The organism is Sphingobacterium sp. 18053 (assembly GCF_902706145.1).
GTDB lineage: Bacteria > Bacteroidota > Bacteroidia > Sphingobacteriales > Sphingobacteriaceae > Sphingobacterium > Sphingobacterium paramultivorum.
Genome location: NZ_CACSJW010000006.1, coordinates 415350 through 440742 on the forward strand (window position 1 = coordinate 415350; position 25393 = coordinate 440742).

A 25393-nucleotide genomic window follows, 5' to 3' on the forward strand; every position below is an offset into this window, starting at 1 on the left:
ATTACAATTAATATGTATTGCAATTAAGTTGCAACAAATATAAGTAAAAAGATTTTAAAAGCAATATAGTTGCATTATAATAAACAGAATTGACTGTATGATACAGTGGCAAAGTTTTTGTTGCTTTTTGGCGCCTAAAGAGTATAAAAAGCATGTTTTACAAGTAGTACATACGATGATATATGAAGTTAAGTGAAGAATATTCTATTAAAGTTGCCGCATTGCAATCGGCTGAACATCAATTGACAGTTGACCTTTCGAAACGAATTACGCCCGATATATGGCTTGATGTCCTGATTTATTTTGAGCACAACTTGGAGCAGTCCAGTGCGGCTGCACTTTATGATGCATTATTTGAAAAAGGAACTGATTTTGCCGTAAACGTATATCTGAACGAAGAGGATTATACCTTTTTTATCGATAAAATACGAACAATATTAGAGCGCTATGCTGCGATCAATCCTCATGCATGGGTGGAGCTTGGCTTACAGCATATTTTATGTCGCCGACATGTGGTAGAGAAAGAAAAGGCTTCCCTTTATTTGAAGAGAGGCATCGATGCTGGGGTTGAATGGGCAAGACCCCTTTATCTATACTACAATTATTTAGGTTTGCTGGCCGATATCGACCGCGATATCGCCAAGGCCGAACTGGATGCACTCGCTTTGGGCGGATATCTTTGGGGAATTGCATATGCTGCCCATATTGATGTCTGGACCGATAAATATGAAGAAGTCTTTGACCGTATTCAGCTGCTCAAGCAATCTCCGGAAAGGAAAATACTGCGCCATTATTATGAGGCGCTCCAATTTTACTATGCGCGTAAAGAGGATAAGAGCAAACGCTTGGAAGCCCTGGAAGAGGGTATCACGATGGCTGAATCTCGTTATTGCAGATTTGTGCTGAATGAAATAAAACGTGCGGAGGCGGCTTCCATAGGTGAACAGGAGCTTCTTGTACCGGAATATCGAGAACTGTTTGAATACGGAATGATGGACGCCGCGGTGCAAATTGCACTTATCAAACTTCAGGCACTGGCCAACAACAATCAGGAAAAACAGGATTTCGAAGAACCGCTGTGGTATCTTCAGAAAGCATACGACTATAATAATAATTATGCGGGTTATCGTCTCGCCTGTCTGTATCTCTATCAGGAGGCTGTGCAGGACATCGAAAAGGGACTATCTTTATTACGTCTGCTCGACGAGAAAGACGGGTATGTGGAAGCTCAGGTTGAACTCGCTGAAATTCTCCTCGAAGGTAGGTTCCTCCCAAGGGATGAAAAATTAGCCTTTCGGCGCTTCAGCGCAATGGCGGAAAAAAACATTGCTTACGCCAAGTTGCGCATGGGTAATATGGTCGAATCTGGCTATGATGGAGTTGCTCCGGATTACAAAACCGCCTTTGCTTACTATCAGGATGCAGCAACAGATAAATTGCCTCAAGCTTTATATCAGGTTGGTAGGTACCTAAAATATGGTATCCATGGAGAGGAACCAGATTTGGCCGCTGCATTGCCTTATTTTGAAGAAGCGGCAGGATATAATAACGCCACTGCGCTAACGGAAATGGGTTTAGCTGCTGAATTAAAGTCCGAACCGGATTATAAATTGGCCTTTGATTATTTCTCGCGTGCGGCAGAGCTTGGTTATCCATATGCGTATTATTTAAAAGGTATTTATTTGGAAAATGATTATCACCAGTCCGGAGCTCCCCAACCGAAAGCAGCTTTTACGGCGTTTGAAATTGGAGCCGATATGCAGGAGTTAAATAGTATATATGAACTGGCGCGCTGCTATCGGGGGGGCATAGGTACGGAGATAAATCTGGACCGGATGATTGCTTTATACCAACAGGCTGCTGAACGAAATCACGTACAGGCTTTGACTGATCTGGGTCTCTGTTATGAATATGGTTATGGATTGAACCAAGATACATTTAAAGCACAGGAAAATATTAAGAAGGCTGCTGATCTGGGGTTCCCTTATGCAACTTATGTATTGGGACGATACTATTTGACCGGATTGGTGCAAAAGGATGCAGCTCATGGTCTTCAGCTTTTGGAAGAGGCCGCGCAAAAAAATGTAGCTGAGGCGCTCTTGCTGCTTGGCGACTACTTTTTCTTCGACTATGATCAGCTGGAAGAATACGACAAAGGCTTTGATTACTACACGCGTGCCGAAAAACTTGGCTATCTGACGGAGGGAATTGGCATGTGTTATGAGTTTGGTATCGGCGTGGAAGCACAGCCAGCGAAAGCTTTTGGATATTATAAACAAGCTGCAGAGCGACGAAATCAGGAGGCGAGCTACCGATTAGCCCGTTGCTATTATTTTGGAGTAGGTACCGAGATCGATAAAGCAGCTGCCTATGGGTATTTTATGGAAGTAGCACAGCAAGGTAATGTGTATGCCTGTTACTTTGTTGCGGTTCAGCTGCTGGAAGGAGATGGCATACCGATGGATCTTCGCGACGGTGTAGAATGGCTTATGAAGGCCGCTGAAGCCGATCATGCTGAAGCACAATATAAACTGGCCAACTGTTATCTTATGGGTGATGGGGTAGAAGAAAATGAAGATCTTGCCCTGGAGTGGTTTGAAAGGGCGGCAGACAATGGACATGAAGAAGCTATTCGATTGACAAAGAAAACGAGAAAGTAAGAAAAACATGCAAGAAGAAAAATCCTATTCCTTTCAGGTCAATCTGAAAGGAATGATCGCACTGCTCTCCGAGCACCTGTATAGCGATCCCAATACATTTATTCGGGAATTGCTTCAAAACGGCGTGGATGCAATTACAGCATTGAAACACTTGGATGAACAGCATCAGGGTAAAATAACGATTGAGCTGCCAAGCATTGAACAACCGAAGTTTCTGTTCAGCGATAATGGGATAGGCCTTAAGGAGACCGATATTCATCAATTTTTGTCGGTTATAGGTGAGAGTTCAAAGAGTAAAGACATTAAGGATGCTCAGGATTTCATTGGTAAGTTTGGTATTGGACTACTTTCTTGTTTTGTGGTCAGCGATGAGATAATTGTGGAAACAAAATCGGCCCTTGAACAACTGCCTCTACGTTGGACCGCGAGAGCTGAAGGGGACTATAAAATCGAGCGGCTTACTGAAGATATTCCTGTCGGAACACGTGTTATCCTAAGCCCTAAAAAACAATTCAACTATATCTTTGAAGCGGATTATCTTGAGAAAAAAATCAAGTTTTATGGAGATGCGCTGCGAGAAAACATTTCGATTGTAGTTGGAGCTACCGAAAAGATTATTCATAAAGAAGAACCCCAATGGCTTGCTTCATCAGTTTCGAAAGCAGAATTGCTGGCTGTTGGAAAAGAACTCTTTCATGTCAACTTTTTAGATGCAATTCCATTTGAAACGACGGCGGGAAAGGCAAAAGGGGTGTTGTATATTTTACCTTTCCGTACGCAGTTTAGCAGTAAGCAGCGTCACCGTATCTACTTGAAGCGCATGTTTCTCGCTGAAGAAGATCAGTCTATTTTGCCAAATTGGGCTTTTTTTGTCCGGATGCTTGTCAACACAGAGGAACTTAGTGCCACCGCCTCACGGGAGTCTTTGATGAAAAATGATCTACTACGGCAGGCGCGAAAAGAAATAGCTGCTGTGCTGAAAACGTACCTGCAACAGGTGAAGAAGATCGATTTCGATATATATATTCGCATTATCCAAACTCACTATCTCCACTTGAAAGCTTTTGCGCTTGAAGATCCGGACTTTCTAGCGATATTTTTGGCAGATATTCCGTTTGAAACCAATCGCGGACAACGAAGCTTTCAAAATATCATTGATCATCAGCAACAGCTCTATTACTGTGCTGATTTTGAAGATTTCAAACAGATTGACCGTATGGCCGATACACAGGGGATGATTCTTGTGAATGCGTCCTACACATTTGATACCGAGTTGCTCCGCAGGATCAAACAAAAATATAGCGATTATAAGATAACAGAGATGTCGCCCAATCAGCTCCTGGAAACGTTTCAGCCGATTCATGAAGATGAGCACAATCACTATGTTTCTTTTCAGAAAGAAGTGCAGCGCATTTTAGACGATTATAGCTGCGTCCTTGAAATTAGACGGTTTAAACCGATTGATACGCCGGCTATTTTTACAAAAATGGAGCAAAATAATGTAGAAAATACGATTAGCCAATTAAAGGAAAATGCAAATCCTTTTGCGCAAGTACTCAAGACATCGAGGCCGAATAAGATCCAGAATACGTTATGTTTAAATGCTGACAATGCGTTGATCAAAACGCTAATGGATATAAAAGATGTCTACATGCTTCGTTCAGTTATGGAAGTGCTTTACGTGCAGGCGCTAATTTTGGGCAAGTACCCTGTCCAGGAGCGGGAAATGAAGGTCATGAACGAGGCCTTGAAAAGCCTCATCGTCATGGGGTTGGATAATTTTGTGAATCTTTAAAGCGGTTGAGTATACTTCTCCGCGTAAGGATTTCCTTTTATTGCATAGAAAATATATTAAAAAGTAAATATACTCAAAAAAAAGAGGGAGTAATTAGATGTACACACTTAAAATTCAGAAACTTCGCAATCAGGTTGCACGAGTAGACAATACCTTGGAAAAGGTTAACCTGTTGACACAGGCTATTCGGATTGCAGATGAAAATCAAGATATTGAATGGGGATATGACCTTCGCTTAGATTTAATCAGCGAAGAGATAGACCTTGCTTTTTCAACCGAATCATTACCTGCATTTGCGTGGATATTACAGGCTTACGATGAAAATCCTGAACTCTTTAATGAAGAAGACTTCTTGTGGCAATACAAATGGATGATGTCCGAATTATACGATAATCCTGCTGTCAGCCGTGAGCAGATTGAAGCGGCTTTGCGCGACTTTGAACAACGATTGATCCGCAACGGTTATGGTAAGCGTGCCATATACAATGAGGAGCTGAGTGATGCGCTGGCGCAAAAAGATATTGTCGCCATCGAGCGCGCATTGAAGAACGTAAATGCTATGCAAAGAGATGACATGAGCGATTGTGAAGCCTGTGAAATGGATGCAGAAGTATCAGCAACACTATTACAGGATGGCTATAGCCAAGCAGTCGATAAAGCCTTACCTTTAATTGAAGGCCAGTTTACCTGTTCGCATGTCCCTTTGCGTACGGCCGTGAACCTGGCATATGAAGGTCTTAAGCAAGGTGATACTGAGCAGGCCGATAAAATGGCGCAGCTGGCAGAAAAGGAGGTGTTTAAGAAAGAAAAGGACTCCGCAATTTTGATTTCGGCAATTAAACTAGCAACCTATTTTTCCTATACCAATATTGGTAAAGCGAAGGAATGGATCGAACGATTTTTGCCTTGGGCTGATGGTCCCGACAATCGATCCATGTTTCAGTTGGCCTGCTATATCTGTGAAGCCATGAGGAATTTTGGCCCTGATGAATCTTTTATGCTTGAGCTCGGCAATCAGCATAATTTTTTTCAAGGGAAAAATACCTACACCGCAAGCGAATTGGCCAATCATTATGGAAAACTGGCGGATCAACTCGCAGACCGCTTTGACCAACGTAATGGCAATCACAACTTTCGCAATCAGTTAATGTCCCTTTAGCTTGGAATGGCTGCAGAAATCCCTGATTTCCGTGATGAAATTCAGTTGTTTTGAAGGCTATCTTTGTGTAAATGAGCATTAAATACTGAAATACATCAACAAAATAGATTAATATGATTAAACAATTTATTACGGGCATGATGACCGCAGCGGTTCTGAGCCTGTCAAGTTGTGGTTCGGGAGAAAAAGATCCTGCAGCATACAACAATTCAATTATTACCGTTATAAATAGTAGTGAAAAACATGTGACAAACATGAATGCCGCCATGAATGGCTCCGATTATACGAAAGCCGAACAGGTCCGCGCAGATTGGGAAAAATCTTTGAATGATGATATCAAGAAAGTCGAAGATCTGGGAGATTTTAAAGGCGATGCGATATTCCAAAAAGCAGTTCTTGATGGCTTAAATGGGTATAAAAAAATCGTTACAGAGGATTATCCGAAATTGATTGAACTCCGAAAAAATAAGACACCTGATGCTGCTAAAGAGTCTGAATTGCTTGAAAATATCAATAAAGCATTTGAAAATATGAGCAATGGTGTCAATCAAGCATCTACAGCATTTGAAAGTAAATATAAAAGTTAACCTTATTGCATGAGCAATTGGGTAAGCCACATCACCAAGAAATGATGTGGCTTTGTTTTTTGCAGTACAGCTGTTGCTTAAGAAATACGGCTGTATTGACTTGTATTGTTAGAGATCGTTTTTAGGGGTCTTAAAATCTTTGCGGAATATTGTAGGAATGCGCCTAGCAAAACAAAATGCTAACAAACGTTAAAACTCCGAAGGCCGAACTTGAATTTCATATTTTTATGTAGTTTTACATGAAGCTTGGACGGAGAGTGCCAAGTATATCATTAATACAATCAAAATAGGTTAATAGGTGCATAAGCTATTGACAAATACAGAGTCCAATGAAAGCCATATCAATTTTAACTGCCGTGATTTTGTCTTCCTGTGTAGGCATCTCGATCACAGCTCACGCACAGGAAGTCGCCAAAAATTTAGACTACTTAGTGCTTATGAATGCAGATACCCTTTATGGGAAAATCTCCTCTGTAAAAGATCAAAAACTCAAATTTGAGAATCAGCAAAAAGAAAAGTTAACGTTTGAGCCGGGCGATATCTATCGTGTATATTGGCAATCCAAAAAGAAAGTTTATGCGCCCTCTTATGTAGAAGATGGACTAGAAGTGGTGCCTGGAACATCTCCAAAGATGTATCGAATTCAGAAGGGGCTCAATCAAAATCCCACTTTCGCAGAAGTACTGGCTGATGGAGAAATTATTGCATATTATGTTTCGGAAACGAAGGTCAGTGGTGGGGCCGGCATAGCTATTGGTGGTGGTGCAGGTACGATGGGAAATATCATGGTCAATAAATATAAACATGCTTATGCATTGAAAAAATCAACTGGCGAGGTCATTGAAATCAATAGCAACCATAATGGGTGGTTTAGTGATGTGAAAAAGAAAAGACCCATTACTTTTGGTAAATTGATCAATGACGAACCGGAGTTGTTTGCTGAGTTTGAAAATGAAAAAAAGTATGATTATGATCTTTTTATTAAATACATCATGCGATATAACGAATTACAAAAATCGAAGAGCTCTCCGGAATCAACAGAGCGATTCTTTATTTATTAAAACGAATTTATGATACTTATCATCTTTATTGTATTGACTATAGTCGCAGCCTACGGCTTTTGGTTGCTATTTGAAAAGGCAGGGCGCAAAGGCTGGGAGGGAATTGTTCCCGTCTATAGTCAGTGGATACAATCGCGTATACTCGGCAAGAAGACCTGGCAGCTTATCCTTTTGCTTGTTCCGATCGTCAATGTTTTTGTCTTTTATAATCTCTACCTTGATTTTATTCATTGTTTTGGAAAAAGAAGATTTTGGGAAAACTGCGCCGCGGCGCTGCTTCCGTTTATCGTACTGCCACTTTGGGGCAGAGATAAAAACGTGCAATTTCTGAATGGGCTATATGCCAAAAATCTGAAAGCAGCGCATGCCGAAGGTCGCGTGGCGACAAAGGAATCTGAACTGGAAATTGCGCATCAATCGTATATAGACTATAAGAAAAAATATCCCTATAAAAAATCGATGGTACGAGAATGGGCGGATGCGATTGTTTTTGCGACTGTCGCTGCAACCTTGATTCGTGGTTTTTTATTGGAGGCATTTATGATTCCTTCGGGGTCTATGCAACAGTCTCTCCTCATAGGAGATTATCTTTTTGTCAGTAAACTAAATTACGGCCCCCGTATTCCAAATACACCTATAGCGTTTCCTTTTGCACATCATACGATGCCATTAGTAGGAGGAAAAGCATTCTCCGAACTCATTAAAATTCCTTACAAACGATTGCCCGGATTTCAAGAAATAAAACGGAATGATGTGATCGTTTTTAATGCGCCTGCCGGTGATACCGTTGCTGTCGAAAATCAAGACTTGCCCTATTATGACTTGGTGCGTAGCATGGGGCGTGAAGCAGTACATCAACAATTTACAATTCAGACCCGCCCAGTCGATAAACGCGAACATTTAATTAAACGCTGTGTGGGAATGCCCGGGGATAAAATTAGCATGACAGAAGGAGTATTGTTTGTGAACGACCAACCAGGTTTTGTAGCCCCGGAAAGTCAGATGGATTATACGGTGATCACAGATGACACAGGTCTGAACGAACAGCGCCTGAAAGATATGGAAATAGAAGTCTCTTTAATTCAGCCTGGAGTTTACCTAATCTTTCTAACAAAAGACCAGGCAGCCATGGTAAAATCTTGGTCCAATGTCAAATCCATGCAAATGAACTTGGAAAAACCGGGAGTGGCTCAAGCAAATACCTTTCCGAACGACCCACAATACAAATGGAATTATGATAATTTCGGCCCCTTTGTTATTCCTCGAAAGGGCATGACTATTCCACTGAATGCACAGACCTTACCACTCTATGAGCGAGCCATAAGGGTGTATGAAAATAACCTGTTGGAAAAGAAAACGGATGGGCTTTATATCAATGGAAATCGAACAGATTCCTACACCTTTAAAATGGATTATTATTGGATGATGGGAGATAATAGGCACAACTCGCTCGATGCGAGGGATTGGGGGTTTGTTCCTGAGGATCATATTGTCGGAAAAGCATTATTTACCTGGATGAGCTGGAACGCAAATGGCAATGGGCTTTCCAAAGTACGGTGGAATAGAATTTTTAAAGGTATCCATTAAAAAAGAATGGATTAAAACAATAAAAAAGGGGAAATGATTCTAATCATTTCCCCTTTTTTATTGTTTTAATTGTTCTAGAAATGCAGTGAAAAACCTATTCTTGCGCTGAAAGCATTGATGCCATCGGCATTGTCGTTTAGGCCATGATCATAACGTACTGCCGGCTCTATAGCAATGTTTTCTTTTACAAATAGGGCATAACCAAGTTGACCTCCAAAAATGAAAGCATTCTCGCCACCACTATTAATACCACCTAGATCTATCTGCACGGGCAATTGATTGATAATATAGTATTTTAATCCCGCTTTATAAATAAACGAATGTGTAGAATTCAATTCGATTTTTTGGCCATCAAAATCGAATGCATACCTTTGACCAGTGAAACCTAATCCTGCTTTGACAGCTAGTTTATCTTGGAAAAAATAACCTGCTTCACCGCCTACAGACCAGAGCCGGGCGCCATTGTTGGAATAAAAGCTAAAGCCGGAAGTAGAGAGGCCGGTAAGTGGCGAGAGATTCGTTTCGACCATCCATTTTCCTTTAGAGATCGCTGTTGGTGTTTCTTGGGCCGATACAGTTTGCAGACCCAACAGGGTAAGCATTATAAAAAATATTCTTTTCATTGGTTAATTATTTTTATGGCGAATATAGTATTTCAATAGTTAAATGACTAATAAGGGGGATTCTTTTTATTTTTTAATACAACAAACCTGAACGGCTGCATTTTGATTGAGTGATGCAATTTGCGTAAATCATAACAACGCCTTTTGTGGCTTATGTTTTTCTCGCGAGCGCTAAAAATAATAAGACCAAATGGTGGACAAGAAAAATCAAAAAATATTGCTTGTTGATATACCGTATTAATAATCGCTATTTCCTTTCGATATAACCTGTGTAGATCAATCAGTTAAGGATGTAATTACTTGGGATTTAAGTGTATTATTATTTTTTATAACTATCTAATTTGCAATACTTTACACTTTATTTTAGTTGTTTTTTTGATTTGATCGAATTAATTTAGCTTCCATAAATAACCCAATTAACAATTATTTGAACGCTAAATTTCCATAAATTATGGCCAAACAATTAACGCTCCTGATTACAAGTGTACTTGCATGTACCTATATGGCAAATGCACAAAATCGGACAGTCAGCGGTACTGTAGTGGATAGCCAAGGGAAGCCAATTCCACAAGTATCTATCAAACTGAAAAATCGTTCTGGGGGAACGACAACGGATGACCAGGGGAGGTTTTCTATTGCTGTCTTTCCTAAGTCTACGATAGTATTGTCAAGTGTGGGCTTTCTGAATAAGGAGCAGGACGTCGATGGACAGACAACGTTGAATATAACCATGGACTCGGGCAATACCGAATTGACCGAAGTTGTTGTCATCGGTTATGGAACCGCTTCCCGAAAGGATGTCACGGGCTCCATTGCAAGTGTAAAAGCTGAACAGCTTGAAAACGAGAACCCGCAGAGTGTTGCGGATCTGCTAAAAGGGAATATCGCAGGTCTTAGCGTATCACAAAATACTTCTGCGAAAGGAGGCGGAGATCTATTGGTGCGTGGTAAAACCACGCTCAGTGCCTCGACTTCACCATTGATCGTATTGGATGGGATTATCTACAATGGGCAGCTTTCTGATATTAACCCCAATGACATACAGACCATAGATGTCCTGAAGGATGCGAGCTCATTGGCTGTTTATGGTGCTAAAGCTGCTACAGGGGTAGTTGCCATTACCACCAAAAAAGGAACAAGCGATAAACCCGTGTTGACGGCGAATACCAACTGGGGATTAGCTACCCTAGCGCGTAATCAACGTGTTTACGATGGCCCTGGTTTTCTGAAATGGCGAGCAGATGTGGGGCGCGCTGGTGGTACAAGGCCATCCTATTTCTATGACGATCCGCGTAACCTCCCTTCCGACGTGACATTTGATCAATGGCTTTCAGGGGGCAATAAAGATTTGGATCCAGTAGATATTTGGTTAGATAGGCTTGGTCTAGTGGCGAATGAAAAAGCCAACTATATGGCGGGTAAGACCATAGATTGGTATGATGAGATCTTTAGAACAGGAATTCGTCAGGATCATACGGTGAGTATGAGCGGAAGAAAGGAAGATGTCAATTACTACATGTCGGTTGGGTATAACAAAAATCAAAATCTGATCGAGGGTGGTGAATTCAGTACATTTCGGGCGCGATTGAATCTCGAAGGTAAGGTGACGAACTTTCTGCGTATGGGGGCCAATGTGCAATATGCTGATCGCGACGAGGGAGCAATTGAGGCCGACTGGGCACAGTTGACAAATCTATCGCCCTATGGTGATAAATACAATCCAGATGGTACATTAAGAAGGATTCCGACAGATGATAGCGGATTGAATGCCCGTAATCCTTTTCTAAATATGACCTACAATGACCGGATGAACAAGCAGAATACCCTTTTTGCAAGTCTCTTTGCAAAAGTTAACTTGCCTTTTGGTATTACTTATCAGTTCAACTTTAGTCCCGGTATTGATATGTATCGTACCTTCAACCATAACTCTTCTGCAAATCCCAATGTGACTATTACTGGTGGATCGGCAAGTCGTGATCAGGAAACGCGTTATAATTGGCAGATCGATAATCTCCTGAAATGGAACCGGAAATTTGCTGAAATCCACAGTGTGGATGTAACCCTTTTGGCAAATTCTGAAAAATATCAAACTTGGTGGACGCAGGCGGCCAATCAAGGTTTTGTTCCCGGGGACTATCTTGGCTATCATAATCTAGCCAGTGGTAATCTGCCTACTGTCAATAGCGAGGATAAAGTATATACCGGTGACGCCCTGATGGCACGGGTTAATTATAGTCTTATGGATCGCTATAATTTGACCTTATCGGTGCGTAGGGACGGTTACTCTGTGTTCGGAGTCAATAGTAAGAGAGCGACTTTTCCGGCTGTAGCTGGAGCATGGACCTTCTCCGAAGAATCGTTTATGAAAAACCTTTCCTGGCTAAATTTCGGTAAACTTCGACTTTCATATGGTATCAACGGTAACAGAGATCTTCGTAATCCTGATAATGGAACTGTCGATCCTTATGCCGCTTTATCGCAACTGACGGTCAATAAATACCAGACTGTCGACGCCAACGGTACACCGGCTGAGGTCAATACAGTTGTGGTCGGTTCCCGAATGGGAAATGAAAATCTCAAATGGGAGCAAACCACCTCACTCAATGCAGGATTGGATTTTTCAATTTTCAAGGATCGAATCAGTGGCTCAGTAGATGTGTATAGTAAAAGGACAAATGACCTTTTGGTCAAACAATCGCTTTCCAGTGTGTCAGGTTACCAATTTGTTTATTCCAACTTGGCTGAAGTGAAAAATAAAGGACTCGAAGTCAGTTTGACAAGTCGCAATATTGTCGACGGAAATGTTAAATGGAACTCCAATTTTATCCTTTCCTTGAACCGAAATAAGATTTCACGTCTTGCAACACCAAATAACGACCCCGGTAACGGTTGGTTTATAGGACAGGATATCGATGTAATATGGGATTATAAAGTATTGGGCGTATGGCAGGAAAATGAGGTCGAGGAGGCTAAAAAGTATACAAAAGCAAGTATACGTCCCGGAGATTTCAAATTAGAAGATGTAAACGGTGATTATGTCTATAACGATGAAGACAAGCAATTTATAGGTTACACTTCCCCACGTTTTACTTGGTCCTTACGGAATGAGTTTAACCTGTTCAAGAACTTCGACTTTTCATTTCAATTGATTTCTAATTGGGGTCAGAAAAAACAATTTAATCAGGCGAAGAACAATCCCGGAAGTGTGGGCTTTATGCGTTCAACGTCCTACGTTCAACCGTATTGGACTCCAGAAAATCCGAGCAACGACTATGCGCGCTTAGGAAGCGGCGCGAACGGAACGAGTTTCAATGTCTATTGGAAAAATAGTTTTATACGTATGAACAATATATCGCTGGCCTATTCCCTGCCGAAAACGGTGTCAGAACGACTTAAAGTAAGAAACCTGAAAGTGTATATGAACGTCAACAATGCTGCGGTATATGCACCGGTTTGGAACTATTGGGATCCGCAGAATGACGGTCCTACGCCGCGATATTATACACTAGGTTTGAATGTATCTCTTTAATCAAAACGAAGAAAATGAAGAAAATAAATATAAAAGTAGCTGCCGTTTTTGCGTCAATCACCTTGTTGGCTGTCCATGGATGCAAAAAGAGCTTTTTGGACTCTGATCAGCTATCGCAGTACTCTCCGGATAATCTAAACAATGTCGATGCTCTTAAGGGTGTATTGAACGCTTTGGGTAAAGCTGCACGGGGCGAATTTTTTGGTGATGCTGCACCCATGTTGACCGAATCTATCTTCTCGGATGTTGCTGTGGAAGGAACAACAGACAAGGCAACACCGGCTCAGAACCTTGTTTCTTTGATCACACCAGATGCCAACCTCAATAGTGACGACTTCAATAAAATTGGTTGGTATTGGACCAATTTTTTCGCTGCAGTCCGGTCGGCAAATACGGTGATTAGTAATATCGATCGCCCAACATATAGTTCAGAGGCTCAGAAAAATGAAATCTTGGGCGCAGCTTATTTCTATCGCGCTTATTTTTATTATCGATTGGTACACGAATTTGGCGATGTACCGCTACAGTTGAAAGATCTTTCGGCTCCGAAATATGATTTTTACTCAACCAAAAGAGAGGTTATTCTTAAAAAGATGAAAGAAGACCTGGAGTTTGCACAGCTCTGGGTTAAAGATGGTGTTAATAAAGGGGAAGTGACAAATGGGGCAGTCAATCACCTGTTGACGAAGATAGATCTGGCATTGGGAGACTTTGACGGAGCTATTGCTGCTGCCAGTAGAGTTATTGACGGTGGTAAATACACCCTGATGAAAAACCGCTTTGGTAGCACCGCGGCAGACCAATCTAAAAATGTCGTATGGGATTTACACCGCATGGACAACAAAGCAATCCCTGCAAATAAAGAGGCTTTATTCCTGGTGATTGATCGACAAACGCTGCAAGGCCGTACGGATCTTGGTTCACAGCTGATGCGGAATACCGTTCCAGCTTGGCATTTTGCCAACTTAAAGATCCCACAAGGCGGATTGCAAGCTATTGTCGATGCTGTGAGTGCAGAGATCCCATTGACACGTATGTATGGTCGTGGCATTGGTCGCTATCGCGGTACGTACTACAGTACCAAAGAAATATGGACAGATCAGACAGATTACCGCCATGCAAAGGGAATGTGGATGGATATGACGGATCTTGTTTACAATAATCCGGCAATCAAAGCTTCAAAAGACCCCGAAATCAGTAAACTTTATGGTCAGCCGATCCAACAGTTTACAAAAGAAAATATCAATAAAGTGTTTACCAATGGTTCGTTGGATACCATTCGTCACTGGTTTGGATGGCCTCATTATAAGGTTTTCATCAATTCAACCAATCAATTCGCCGAAGATCCAAATTGGAATCCACCGCGTGGAACAAACACGGACTGGTATGTCTTCCGTTTGGCTGAAACATACTTGTTGCGTGCAGAAGCCTACGTATGGAAGGGCCAGCAGGCACAGGCTATGGCAGATATCAATGCCGTTCGGGGAAGAGCAAATGCTGCGTTACTGCAAAATGCGGCAAAAGTTACTATCGGTACCGTATTGGATGAAAGGGCACGAGAACTCTTTTGGGAAGAAGCACGTAAATCAGAGTTGACACGTATTGCCTATATTTTTGCACAGACCGGCATCCCTGCTTATAATGGCAAAACATATAGCATGGCCAACTTCGCACAAAACAATTTCTTCTACGACCGTATTATTGAAAAAAATTCCTTCTATCGCGATAAGGTTCCTACTGTACAGGGGGTACATTATGAGATTGCTCCATACCATGTGCTATGGCCTGTACCTGCATCCGCGCAACGATTTAATACCAACGGGATGATCAATCAAAACCAAGGTTATGCCGGCGCAGAAAACAATGTGCCGCCGCTCGATAAGATTGTTGATTAGCTGCGATGGTCAGGTCGTAAATGAGCACTATAAGCTTTCTGATAATTTTGTTATTTTGACCTTCTAAAAACCGGATAGGATCCGTATCCAAATACGAATGCCTATCCGGTCATAAATAACCAAAAGAAAGAGGTGAGACGAGCTATGTATACTGTAAAAAGGATGAGAATACGCGGATTTGCGTTATTGCTATTGTTATTTCAAATGGGTTTGCTATTTGGTCAAAAGCCTATTGCGCTATTGCCCGGTACAGCCGAACATATTTTTAAGACCACAGAAGTATACTATATCGAAGATAGTACCAATGCCCTGTCATTTGCAGAATTAAGATCACCGGAATACGCAGAACAATTTAAACCTAATGAGCGATACTATCCGAAAAATTTCAACCGATCCTCAACTTATTGGTTTAGGGTGCGAATGTCTTTTGATCAACACATATCCCGTGACCGGATTATCGAACTGTTCGATCAGACTGCCGACATGGTGGAAGCATTTATTCCAAATGGAACTGGCGGTTTTGTACATTATCAGGCCGGCGCTTCGATCGATTTCGAGAATAGGCAATTTATGCACAAGAATTTTGAATTTCTAATTCCTGCATTGCAGAAAGGTACTTATGAGGCTTATTTTAAGGTACGATCAAGACAGATGGTCAACGTAATTTTGGTCTATCGTACGCTAGATCGTTTTGTTCAATATACGCTGACTGAATATTTTACTTTCGGCCTGTTCTATGGGATGATTATTCTGTTTAGTTTCAACAATTTACTCATGTATTTTGCTGTCAGAGGACGTCAATACCTGTATTATGTCCTCTATATCTTGTGTGTAGGACTATACGAGATGTCTTCGGATGGTATTGCTTTTCAGTATCTATGGCCCGAAAATCCCTGGTTCAATCAATACGCAACAGCAGTTTTTGTCTGCTGTGTCAGCGTTTTTGCCTTGTTATTTACGAAATCCTTACTGCATGTAAAGGAAAAAGAACCTAAATTGAATCGTTTGTTGGATCTGGTCATTATTTTGAGAATAGCATTCTTTCTGTACTGCTTAAGTTTTAACCAGAACTGGTTTATCTACAAATTTGTTGAGATCGTTCCATTGTCAGTTGCCTTTTTTTCGGGGATATGGCTTTGGAAGAAAAACTATCGTCCAGCCCGGTATTTCGTACTTGCTTATACGTTTCTTTTCCTCGGCTTTGTAATGAAGGTAATCTATGTATTGGGCTATGCGCGTTTCCTGCCCAGTTCGATCGGGCATTATAGCATCACATTTGGTTTTGTACTGGAGATGACTTTTCTCTCATTCGCAATTCATGATAAAGTTCGGCTCTTGAAAAGCAAGAAAGAACGGGCGCAAAAGAGAGTTATTGAACAGATGCAGATCAACGAGAAACTCCAGGAGAAACACAACAGAGATCTTGAACGGAAAGTGCAGGAACGCACGCTGGAAGTGATACAGAAATCAAAAGAACTGTTTGAAAAATCCGAAATTATTAACGATCAGAATCGCGAACTGAAAGAGATGAATAGCCTGTTATGGGCTCAGTCGGAAGAGATTGGCCGGATGAACCAGTTGTTGACAAAGGATAATAAAAACCTACAGACCAATATTGAACGGATTACCGATGATCGGGTGCTTTCCAAGGAAATGAATTTTGAAGAATTTGGGGTAAAATATCCAGATAAGGAGACCTGTTATAAGGTCTTGTCCGAGCTGAAATGGAAAAAAGAATACCGTTGTATAAAATGTGGGTACGATAACTACTGTGTCGGTAAAACACCCTATAGCCGAAGGTGCACCAAGTGTACCTATGAAGAATCTGTGTTGAACAATACGATTTTTGAAAACGTACGTATTCCAATTAATAAAGCTTTTTATCTGGTTTATCTCGTCCATTTCCATCAGGGCGATATCTCTTCCTATAAGCTTTCGCAGAAATTGGGTATTCGGCAGAGTACCTGCTGGAATTATGCAAGCAAGGTAAAAGACATCCTGACAACAAGTGGTAAAAAACATAAAAAAAATGAAAAATCAGGTTGGACAAGACTGGTGCTGCACGCACTGGATCGACCAACATAAATGCTATACATGAATATTATATTTAAACAACTCATCAGCCTAGGCTATATAGCCTGTCTATTTTTCTCTTCGAGCGTACATGCGCAAACCGTACTAGATGGAAGAGTTTCAGTTGATTTCTCGTCAAACTGGAAATTCAGGAAGGAGGAATCTTCCACAGACCGTATAGTTAAACAAAAACAAAGGGAAGAGATTGTTGATCTACCGCATACCTGGAATATAGCTGATGTCATGGACGATACGCCTGGCTATTATCGTGGTGCCACCCAATATCAAAACACCCTCTATTGGAAAACCGCCTGGCAAACTAAACGAATAGTACTTCATGTAGGGGCCGCCAATCAGGAAGCAACCGTATTTGTCAACGGTAAACAGGTGAAAGCACATATTGGTGGTTATACGGCGTTCAATGTCGACATTACAGACTATCTCAATCGAAGAGTAAATGGAAAAGATACGATAGTCATTCAGGTCACCAATCGCTTCAATCAGGATATCGCGCCATTAAGTGGCGATTTTACTTTTTTTGGAGGTATTTACAGAAAAGTGTCTTTGCTGCTGTTGGATCAGATCCATTTTGCAGATCCTGTTTACGGAAGTAGTGGTTTGCGCGTAAATGCAAAAGTTGATTCCCGAGAAAATGCGACAATTAATCTTGATGGAGCTATTCAGAATGCTTCAGCATCACAACAAGCTATTGTGATTGAAACTACGCTTGTGGATGCCGATGGGGTGGCGGTAAAAAAAGTACAGCAGAAAGAAAATCTGAAACCTCATTCACAGAACAATTTCCAATTGAACATGGCTGAAATTGAGCACCCAAGATTGTGGTCGCCAGACTTGCCGTACTTGTATCGTTTAATAACGCGGATTTATGATTCCAAGGGCCGACAGCTGGATCATCTGGATAATTCCGTTGGTTTCCGCTGGTTTTCATTCCATCCCGAAAAAGGCTTTTTTTTAAACGGGAAACCACTAAAATTAGTAGGAGCCAGCCGACACCAGGATTTTAAAGGTATGGGCAATGCTGTTCCCGATACCCTACAAGTACAGGATCTTGTGAAATTAAAAGCGATGGGTGGTAACTTCCTGCGCGTGGCACATTATCCGCAGGATCCTGCCGTATTGAAAGCCTGTGACAGCTTGGGCTTGTTGGCATCGGTGGAAATTCCGCTTGTAAACGAGATTACGGAAAGCCCTGCTTTTGCCGATCATAGCTTTCAGATGCAGAAGGAGATGATTAGACAATATTTTAACCATCCGAGTATCATTATCTGGGGTTATATGAACGAAATCTTTCTTCGGCCCCATTTTCCAAAAGATAAAGAACGTCAGGAAAAATATTTTAAATCAGTGGTATCATTGGCGGAAAAACTGGAAACGCTCACACGAACAGAAGATTCTACACGCTATACGATGATCGCCAATCATGGGAACTTTGATCTCTATCATCGGACGGGGCTGACCAAGGTTCCTATGCTTGTGGGCTGGAATTTGTATCCGGGCTGGTATGGTGGTAAAATTGCAGATTTTGGCAAGCAGTTAGAACATATTCATCAACAGCTGCCCGAGAAACCTTTATTGGTAACCGAATATGGAGCAGATGCCGACTATCGAATACATTCGGATAAACCAGTTCGTTTCGACAAAAGTATTGAATATGCTATTAGGTACCATCAGGGCTATCTCAATGATATCCTACAGAAAGCATTTGTCGCTGGCGGGGTGGCATGGAATTTATCCGATTTTAATTCGGAGACCAGGGAGGAAAGCATGCCACATATCAATACCAAAGGATTGCTGACCTGGGACCGGAAAGCGAAGGATAGCTACTTTCTATATCAAGCTTATCTCAAGAAAGTCCCTTTTGTAAAAATAGGAGGTACTTTTGGAAAAAAATGGGCTGTAAGGACTGAACCGGACCGAGCATTAATAGGATCCGGATGGCTAAAGCTGCCCATATTCAGTAATGCTGATTCGGTGGAACTCCTGCTGGATGGTATGTCGTTGGGCGTAAGCAAGCCTGTGGATCGGATGATATTATGGCCTGTAAACCTAAGCCGTGGATTACACACTGTGAAAGCCCAGGCTTTCCATAACGGAAAATTAAGTTCTATCGATGAAACCGTAATGGATTGTGAGGTATTGCCTTATGATCTGAAGAAGGATAAAGACTGGCAAGAACTCCGCATCAATGTTGGCGACAATCGAGAATACATTGACTCCATGGGAAATCGGTGGTTCCCAGACCAGCCTTATGAAAGGGGAAGCTGGGGCTATTTAAATGGCGAGAAATATCGTCTAAAAAATACAGGCCGTGAAAACCTGGGAACCGATGTGAATATTAGAGGTACAGAAGACGATCCGCTCTTCCAGACACAATTGCAGGGATTGGAATCCTACCGATTTGATCTGCCTAATGGCAATTACGAGGTCGAATTATTTTTTGCCGAATTGGATGGCCCGAATGACAAGGAAAATCTCTTATATGATCTCGAGCAGCGAGAGAAGAAACAGGAGCAAAATGGGATAGATCGCGTTTTTGACATTCGCATTGGAGACCATGCGCTTGCTACGGATTTAAATGTGTTGCTTGAAGCCGGGGCATTTAGGATCCTTCGTCGAAAATTTCAGGTGAAAGTGCACGACGATGGTAACTTAGTGATTTCGTTTATTCCTAAGAAAGGTGAACCTATGCTGAATGCGATCCGACTTAAAAAGATAAACCAGTCAGTCAACCCATAAAAAAATAAAACTTATGCAGCCATTTAGAAACTATATTAAGCCTATTATAGCGTTGTTGATGATACAACCCGTCCTTGCAGGAACAAGCTATAACTATAATCTAATTAAACCAGCCTATACTGGGGCGCAAGGAACTACAGTAGCCGCCGTTGTGGTACATCAACCTGATCTAAGTGAGGTAGCGGAAAGACCAAATGGCCTAAGGAAAAAGACTGCGGCAAAAGCCAGGGCACAAACCGCTGTTGAGAAAGATAAATCCCAGGAAGGAAGTCCAGAAGTCTTCATACAAAAGGGGCGAATATGCCTTAACTTTAGTAAACGGCTGACCGATAAAGAGATAAAAGGGCCCTTTCTTATCCGACGGAGCCAGGGCAGGTTGGGCGATTATCAAACTATTGCCAAAGTCACGCAGCCCAAATTTGTGGATCAAGTGCTCGATGGTAGTCCATACGACTATTATTATGAGATCCAGACCGTAAAAGGAGAGCTTGTTGCACGTTTGAGTCTAGAACTCCAGCTGTTTGGTGAAAATACGTTTGTTTATAGTCCAACAGATAATAAGGCGCGTGTCGGCAATGAAGTCAATCAGCTCCATGAAAAGATGTTTGGAAAAGAATTTAGTCCCAATCGTTATGCATTGCTGTTCAAATCGGGAGATTACAAAGAGGCAGGACTATTGAAGATTCCTTTTTATGTGCAGATTGCTGGATTGGGCAAAGTACCTTATGATGTTGCGATTTCAAATATACACACGCCGCCTCATCTTGCCGATGGGAATGGGACCTGTACATTCTGGCGTGCTGCTGAGAATCTGTCTGTCATTGGTCCGGAGAGCTATGAGGAAGAGCAAACATTTAAATGGGCGGTTTCCCAAGCGGCCCCACTGCGTCGTATTTATTCCACACGGGCGGTGCGCAATCAATGGGCAAATGGATGGGTTAGTGGTGGTTATACCGCAGACTGCTATTTTGAGGCAGCGGCAGGCTCCAAAAATCAACAGCAGTGGTATACACGAAACTCATTTCTAAACAAAGGAAGAGGTGAGTTTGAAGAAATTAAATACAATTATTGTTTTCAGGGGGTCGATTTTGGACCTTCTGTTGATAAGAATAGCTATCAAAATAATTGGGCAACAGGGGGTAACGTGACAGTCATTCCAACAACACCCGTGATTCGTGAAAAGCCCTTTGTGTTTTTTGACAGAGATGGACGTTATAAGGTGTTTCGACCAGCGCTAAAGCATAATCATACAGGCGTATCCTATACACGGGACAATATGGGGGCGGGAGATATTATTGATGTGGAGAAGGATTTTTATGTTGTCAAACCCGGCGATACAGCGGCGGAGATGAACCGACAGTTAGGGAATGGCAAGCATTTGCTGATTACACCTGGGATGTATGAGTTATCCGAACCCCTTCATGTCAGCAAGGCCAATACCATCATACTTGGACTTGGGTTGGCCACATTGATACCCGGCTCGGCAAATCCGCAGACGGCAATAGACGTTGATGATGTTGCAGGTGTCACTGTTGCCTCATTGATGTTTGATGCGCATTATAGTTCGCATAGTTTGATTCAGGTCGGGCAGGAAAAGAGCGGAATAAGACATGACAGTAACCCAACCCTGCTGGCAGATCTATTTCTACGTATTGGCGGATTTCGGGCCGACAAAGTTCATGTAGACCAATCGGTTATTATCAATAGTAATGATGTGATCGGTGATCACTTTTGGATATGGCGTGCCGATCATGGGGTGAAGGGCAGTGTTGGCTGGGATATTAATACGACACGCAATGGCTTGGTGGTCAATGGAGACTATATGACCATGTATGCCTTGTTCAATGAACATTTTCAGGAGTATCAAACCTATTGGACCGGTAATTATGGCCGCACCTATTTCTTTCAATGTGAAAGCCCTTACGATGCGCCGAATCAGGCGGCCTATCGAAGTGAGCATGGAACGCGTGACGGATATGCGGCCTATAAAGTTGCCGATGCGGTACAGCAACATGAGGCCTATGCTTTTGGGATATATGATGTGCTGGTCAATCCGATTCGCATTGAAAGTTCGGTGGAAGTACCGGTAAAACCTGGTGTAAGACTCAAACATATCTGTAACAACAGCTTGTCCAGTGGTCCCAATCGCGGCTATGGCTATGTGATCAATCAAGTTGGAAAAAGTACCTATAATACCTGGCGCGATAACCGGACGTATGTGGTGGAGTTTCCTTGATGAGAATTTGATTTAGGAATTACACTGCATAGATGGACGAAATACAGTACGTTTTATGGAAAAAGTTTTTTACGTTACAAAAAAATTAAGATTTTTTAACATTTTGAAAATAGCGAAATCGATTGCGTAACAAAACGCAATCGATTGTGTTTTCAAAAGCACCATTTTTAGTAAAATCGAGGTTTTGATATATTGATAAATTGGAAGATTTTAGTGTTGAAAAGAACACTATAAACCAAACCCAATTTATGGAAATGGACATCTACACCAAAAGGAAGTGGACGAGAATAATCCCGCTTCTGTTTAGCCTAATGCTCTTTCAGTTATTTTCTTTTGCACAATCGAAGATAACGGGAAAAGTTTTAAACAATAACCGACCTCTCCCTGGAGCAACGGTTTTTATTAAAAATAATACAAAAACTGTCACCTCAACCAATGGTACAGGAACATTTGAAATCCAGGCCAAATCAGATGATATTCTGGTTGTTAAAAGCGTAGGGTTTGAGACGCAGGAGATAGCCCTAGGAGGGAGGCAAAATGTCTCAGTGAATCTAGTTGAATCAAGTAACGAACTCGGAGAGGCGATTGTGACAGGATATACAACAATCAATCGTAAAAAAAGTACCGGTTCGATTGCCAGCGTCACCAGTAAAGATATTGAGAATCTTCCTGCTGCTAGTATCGACGTGTTGCTTCAAGGAAAGTTACCTGGAGTAAACGTGCAGAACTTCACCGGACAACCTGGAATGAAGACCTCTTTGGTCATTCGCGGGAATACTAATATTCCTCGCTCGAATAATGATTTTGACGCGGACAATTTGACGAGTAACCCATTGTATGTCATTGATGGAATTCCTACATCAGAAGATGAAATCAAAAGTTTTAATGTTACTGGAACCAACTTTCTTGCAAGTCTAAACCCCAATGACATCGAGTCTGTTGACGTTTTGAAGGATGCATCGGCAGCAGCGCTATATGGAGCGAGAGCGAACAACGGTGTTATCTTGATCAAGACAAAGCGTGGTCAGCTGGGGCGTCCCAAATTTAGCCTAAATACCTATCAAGGATATGTGACTAAACCTGCAACAGTTGCTACATTGATCGGTGCGGCAGAAAGAAGAAAGAAACTGGAATTGATTTATAAGTTTGCGAATGATGCTCAACTTCAAACAATACCTCAGTTATTGACAGATAGTTTGAATCCAGCATTTAACAATAACAATGATTATCAGGACTTATTTTATCAATCTGGGTACGTACAAAACTATGACCTTTCCGTTTCGGGGGCTACCGAGAATTTAAACTATAGGGTCAGCGGCGGGATGTATAATGAAAAAGGAATTGTAAAAAGTACTGGTCTAAAGCGTTACTCTTTTACAAGTAACTTGATTTTTAATATCACGAAGCAATTGGAATTTCTGACCAACTTCAAGGCTTCAACAAACAGACGCATGGACGGTAAAGGCAGTACGGAGTTCTTAAAAACTAATAGATACCGTAATGTTTTTGCTATCAATCCAGTGGATATGCCAACGTCATTGCTGGGTATGAGTCAAGACGATATCAATAGTATTGTGAATCCCTATGACTATCAGCGCAACGATAATATTAATGTGGACCTAAGTGGAGTCGGTGAGTTAAGATATACCTTCTTAAAAGATTTCCGCTTGAGCACACGTAGTATTATTAACTATTCTACGGCAAAAAATGATTTTGCTTCACCATCTATTTTAAATACTGATGGTCTAGCCTATGCGAAATCGACTTATACCCAGTACAGAAAATATTTGTTGACCAACTCTTTACTATGGACAAAATCCTTAAATGACGTACATAACTTCACGGCTACGGCAGTTCAGGAATATGAGACGCGTAAAAATGAGGGTTTATATTTGTTAGGAAAGGATATCCCAAATGACAATATTCAAGTGATTAAAGGTGTGAGTTCTCAAAACCTAAATGGATATTCTGATCAATCGACCTATGCGAAGTTGTCATTCCTTGGTGCGTTTCATTACGATTATAAAAGTAAATATTTGTTGGATGCCGTATGGAGAGCGGATGCTTCTTCAAGATTCGGTAAGAATAACAAATGGGGATATTTCCCATCGGTAGGTGCTGGATGGATTGTTTCGGAAGAACCTTTTATGGAATCCAAAGAATGGGTAGATGAATTCAAACTGCGTGCTAGCTGGGGACGTACGGGTGATGAAAGTAGCATCGGTGATAATGATCGCTATAATGCGTTTGTTGCCGGAGACGGATCTTATCCAGGAAATTCTGGAAATACTTATGGCGGTGGCACAGCAATTATTCCAAACTATTCAGGTATAACCAATGATAACATCACCTGGCAGAAATCAGATACTTGGAATGCTGGATTTGATGCATACCTATTAAAGGGCAGACTTACTGTCAATTTTGACACCTATGTAAGAACAACGACAGGGCAGATGTTGCAAATCTGGATACCAGAGTATTCAGGCTACCTGCAAACTTTTACGAATGCTGCAGGAGTGCGGAACTCAGGAATCGAGATTAATATCCAGGGAAAAGTATTTGAAAAGAGTAAAGAATTCCAATGGATTCCGCAACTGAACTTATCGTTTAACAAGAATGTTGTCACAGCATTGCCTAATGGTAACCGAGACTTATATTATGATCAAGGTGTATATGTTGTGGGTAAACCCCTGAACATGTTTTATGGTTATCTTGTGAATGGAGCCATTAGTTCATCCAATGATATTATCGTAAACCCATACACTGGAGCGGTAGGCGCAACAAAATGGGGTACACTTAAGCCGGGATATCCAAATTGGGTGGATGTGAATGGTGATTACAAAATTTCAGATGCCATTGGTGAAAATGATATGACCTTTTTCGGCGATCCCAATCCTAAAGTGACCGGTGGTTTTATCAATAATTTCACCTATAAAGGTTTCTCTTTACAAGTTTTAACAACTTTTACCTTAGGAAGAGATATTATCAACAGTACTTTTGCGCGCCGTATGTCCAATGGATTCTTCTACGGAAATCCTAAAGACCTATCTAAAGCATCGATCGGAGATCTAGACAAGTATGATTTTTGGCGACAAGAAGGCGATATGGCTAGATACCCTGCGGCAAATCCATATATGGGATTGTATGCTTGGAGAGCCGGTCAATCGATGTTTATGGAGCCAGGATGGTACGTGCGCATCAAAAATATCAACTTAGCATATCGTTTCAATAAAGGTCAAAATCCTTGGATGAATCGTTTAGGAATTAATTCACTCAGATTATATGGTACAGTGGATAACGTTCACATGTTCCAAAAATTCTCAGGTGTAGATGCCGAAATGGTTGATGCGAGAGGCTTTGATTATGGTGACGGCTACCCTTTGCCATCTAAGTATACTTTAGGTGTTCAATTCGAATTTTAATAGCTAGCA

13 protein-coding genes are annotated in these 25393 nt (G+C 41.5%); 12 read left to right on the forward strand and 1 reads right to left on the reverse strand.

Going from position 1 to position 25393, the window contains the following annotated elements; translation table 11 throughout:
- The first annotated feature begins 182 nt into the window (after positions 1–182).
- The 6 genes from GVK91_RS16895 to lepB all read left to right on the forward strand — a co-directional run bounded on the left by GVK91_RS16895 (position 183) and on the right by lepB (position 8849).
- Positions 183–2660, forward strand: coding sequence for a tetratricopeptide repeat protein (locus tag GVK91_RS16895; RefSeq protein ID WP_153848034.1), 2478 nt, complete (start codon positions 183–185; stop codon positions 2658–2660).
- Positions 2661–2667: 7 nt separating this feature from the next.
- Positions 2668–4455 (forward strand): HSP90 family protein, encoded by a 1788-nt coding sequence (locus tag GVK91_RS16900; protein WP_159730381.1) that lies wholly within the window; start codon positions 2668–2670, stop codon positions 4453–4455.
- A 97-nt stretch (positions 4456–4552) separates the two neighbouring features.
- The gene (locus GVK91_RS16905) at positions 4553–5614 is read left to right on the forward strand and encodes a hypothetical protein (RefSeq protein ID WP_159730383.1); all 1062 of its coding nucleotides are present in this window, start codon (positions 4553–4555) and stop codon (positions 5612–5614) included.
- Positions 5615–5727: 113 nt separating this feature from the next.
- Positions 5728–6201, forward strand: a complete 474-nt coding sequence (locus tag GVK91_RS16910) for a hypothetical protein (protein WP_159730385.1) — start codon at positions 5728–5730, stop codon at positions 6199–6201.
- Between the two features lie 329 nt (positions 6202–6530).
- Positions 6531–7262 (forward strand): hypothetical protein, encoded by a 732-nt coding sequence (locus tag GVK91_RS16915; protein WP_153848038.1) that lies wholly within the window; start codon positions 6531–6533, stop codon positions 7260–7262.
- Between the two features lie 9 nt (positions 7263–7271).
- The gene (lepB, locus tag GVK91_RS16920) at positions 7272–8849 is read left to right on the forward strand and encodes a signal peptidase I (protein WP_153848039.1); all 1578 of its coding nucleotides are present in this window, start codon (positions 7272–7274) and stop codon (positions 8847–8849) included.
- A gap of 74 nt (positions 8850–8923) precedes the next feature.
- Here lepB and GVK91_RS16925 read toward each other — a convergent pair whose 3' ends face one another.
- Positions 8924–9472, reverse strand: a complete 549-nt coding sequence (locus tag GVK91_RS16925; protein ID WP_153848040.1) for an outer membrane beta-barrel protein — start codon at positions 9470–9472, stop codon at positions 8924–8926.
- A 451-nt stretch (positions 9473–9923) separates the two neighbouring features.
- Here GVK91_RS16925 and GVK91_RS16930 point away from each other — a divergent pair, with 451 nt between their 5' ends.
- The 6 genes from GVK91_RS16930 (at position 9924) to GVK91_RS16955 (ending at position 25384) form a co-directional block, all read left to right on the forward strand.
- Positions 9924–13001, forward strand: a complete 3078-nt coding sequence (locus GVK91_RS16930; RefSeq protein WP_159730387.1) for a SusC/RagA family TonB-linked outer membrane protein — start codon at positions 9924–9926, stop codon at positions 12999–13001.
- A 14-nt stretch (positions 13002–13015) separates the two neighbouring features.
- Positions 13016–14896, forward strand: a complete 1881-nt coding sequence (locus GVK91_RS16935) for a RagB/SusD family nutrient uptake outer membrane protein (RefSeq protein WP_159730389.1) — start codon at positions 13016–13018, stop codon at positions 14894–14896.
- Positions 14897–15058: 162 nt separating this feature from the next.
- Complete coding sequence (locus GVK91_RS16940) at positions 15059–16981, forward strand: 7TM diverse intracellular signaling domain-containing protein (RefSeq protein WP_159730391.1); 1923 nt, start codon at positions 15059–15061, stop codon at positions 16979–16981.
- A gap of 9 nt (positions 16982–16990) precedes the next feature.
- Positions 16991–19726 carry a glycoside hydrolase family 2 TIM barrel-domain containing protein gene (locus tag GVK91_RS16945; protein ID WP_159730393.1) on the forward strand — a complete coding sequence of 912 codons (2736 nt, stop codon included), beginning with the start codon at positions 16991–16993 and terminating at the stop codon, positions 19724–19726.
- 13 nt (positions 19727–19739) lie between these two features.
- Positions 19740–21962 (forward strand): glycoside hydrolase family 16, encoded by a 2223-nt coding sequence (locus GVK91_RS16950; RefSeq protein WP_159730395.1) that lies wholly within the window; start codon positions 19740–19742, stop codon positions 21960–21962.
- Between the two features lie 248 nt (positions 21963–22210).
- On the forward strand, positions 22211–25384 hold the full coding sequence (locus GVK91_RS16955) for a SusC/RagA family TonB-linked outer membrane protein (RefSeq protein WP_159730397.1): 3174 nt from the start codon (positions 22211–22213) through the stop codon (positions 25382–25384).
- Positions 25385–25393 lie beyond the last annotated feature (9 nt).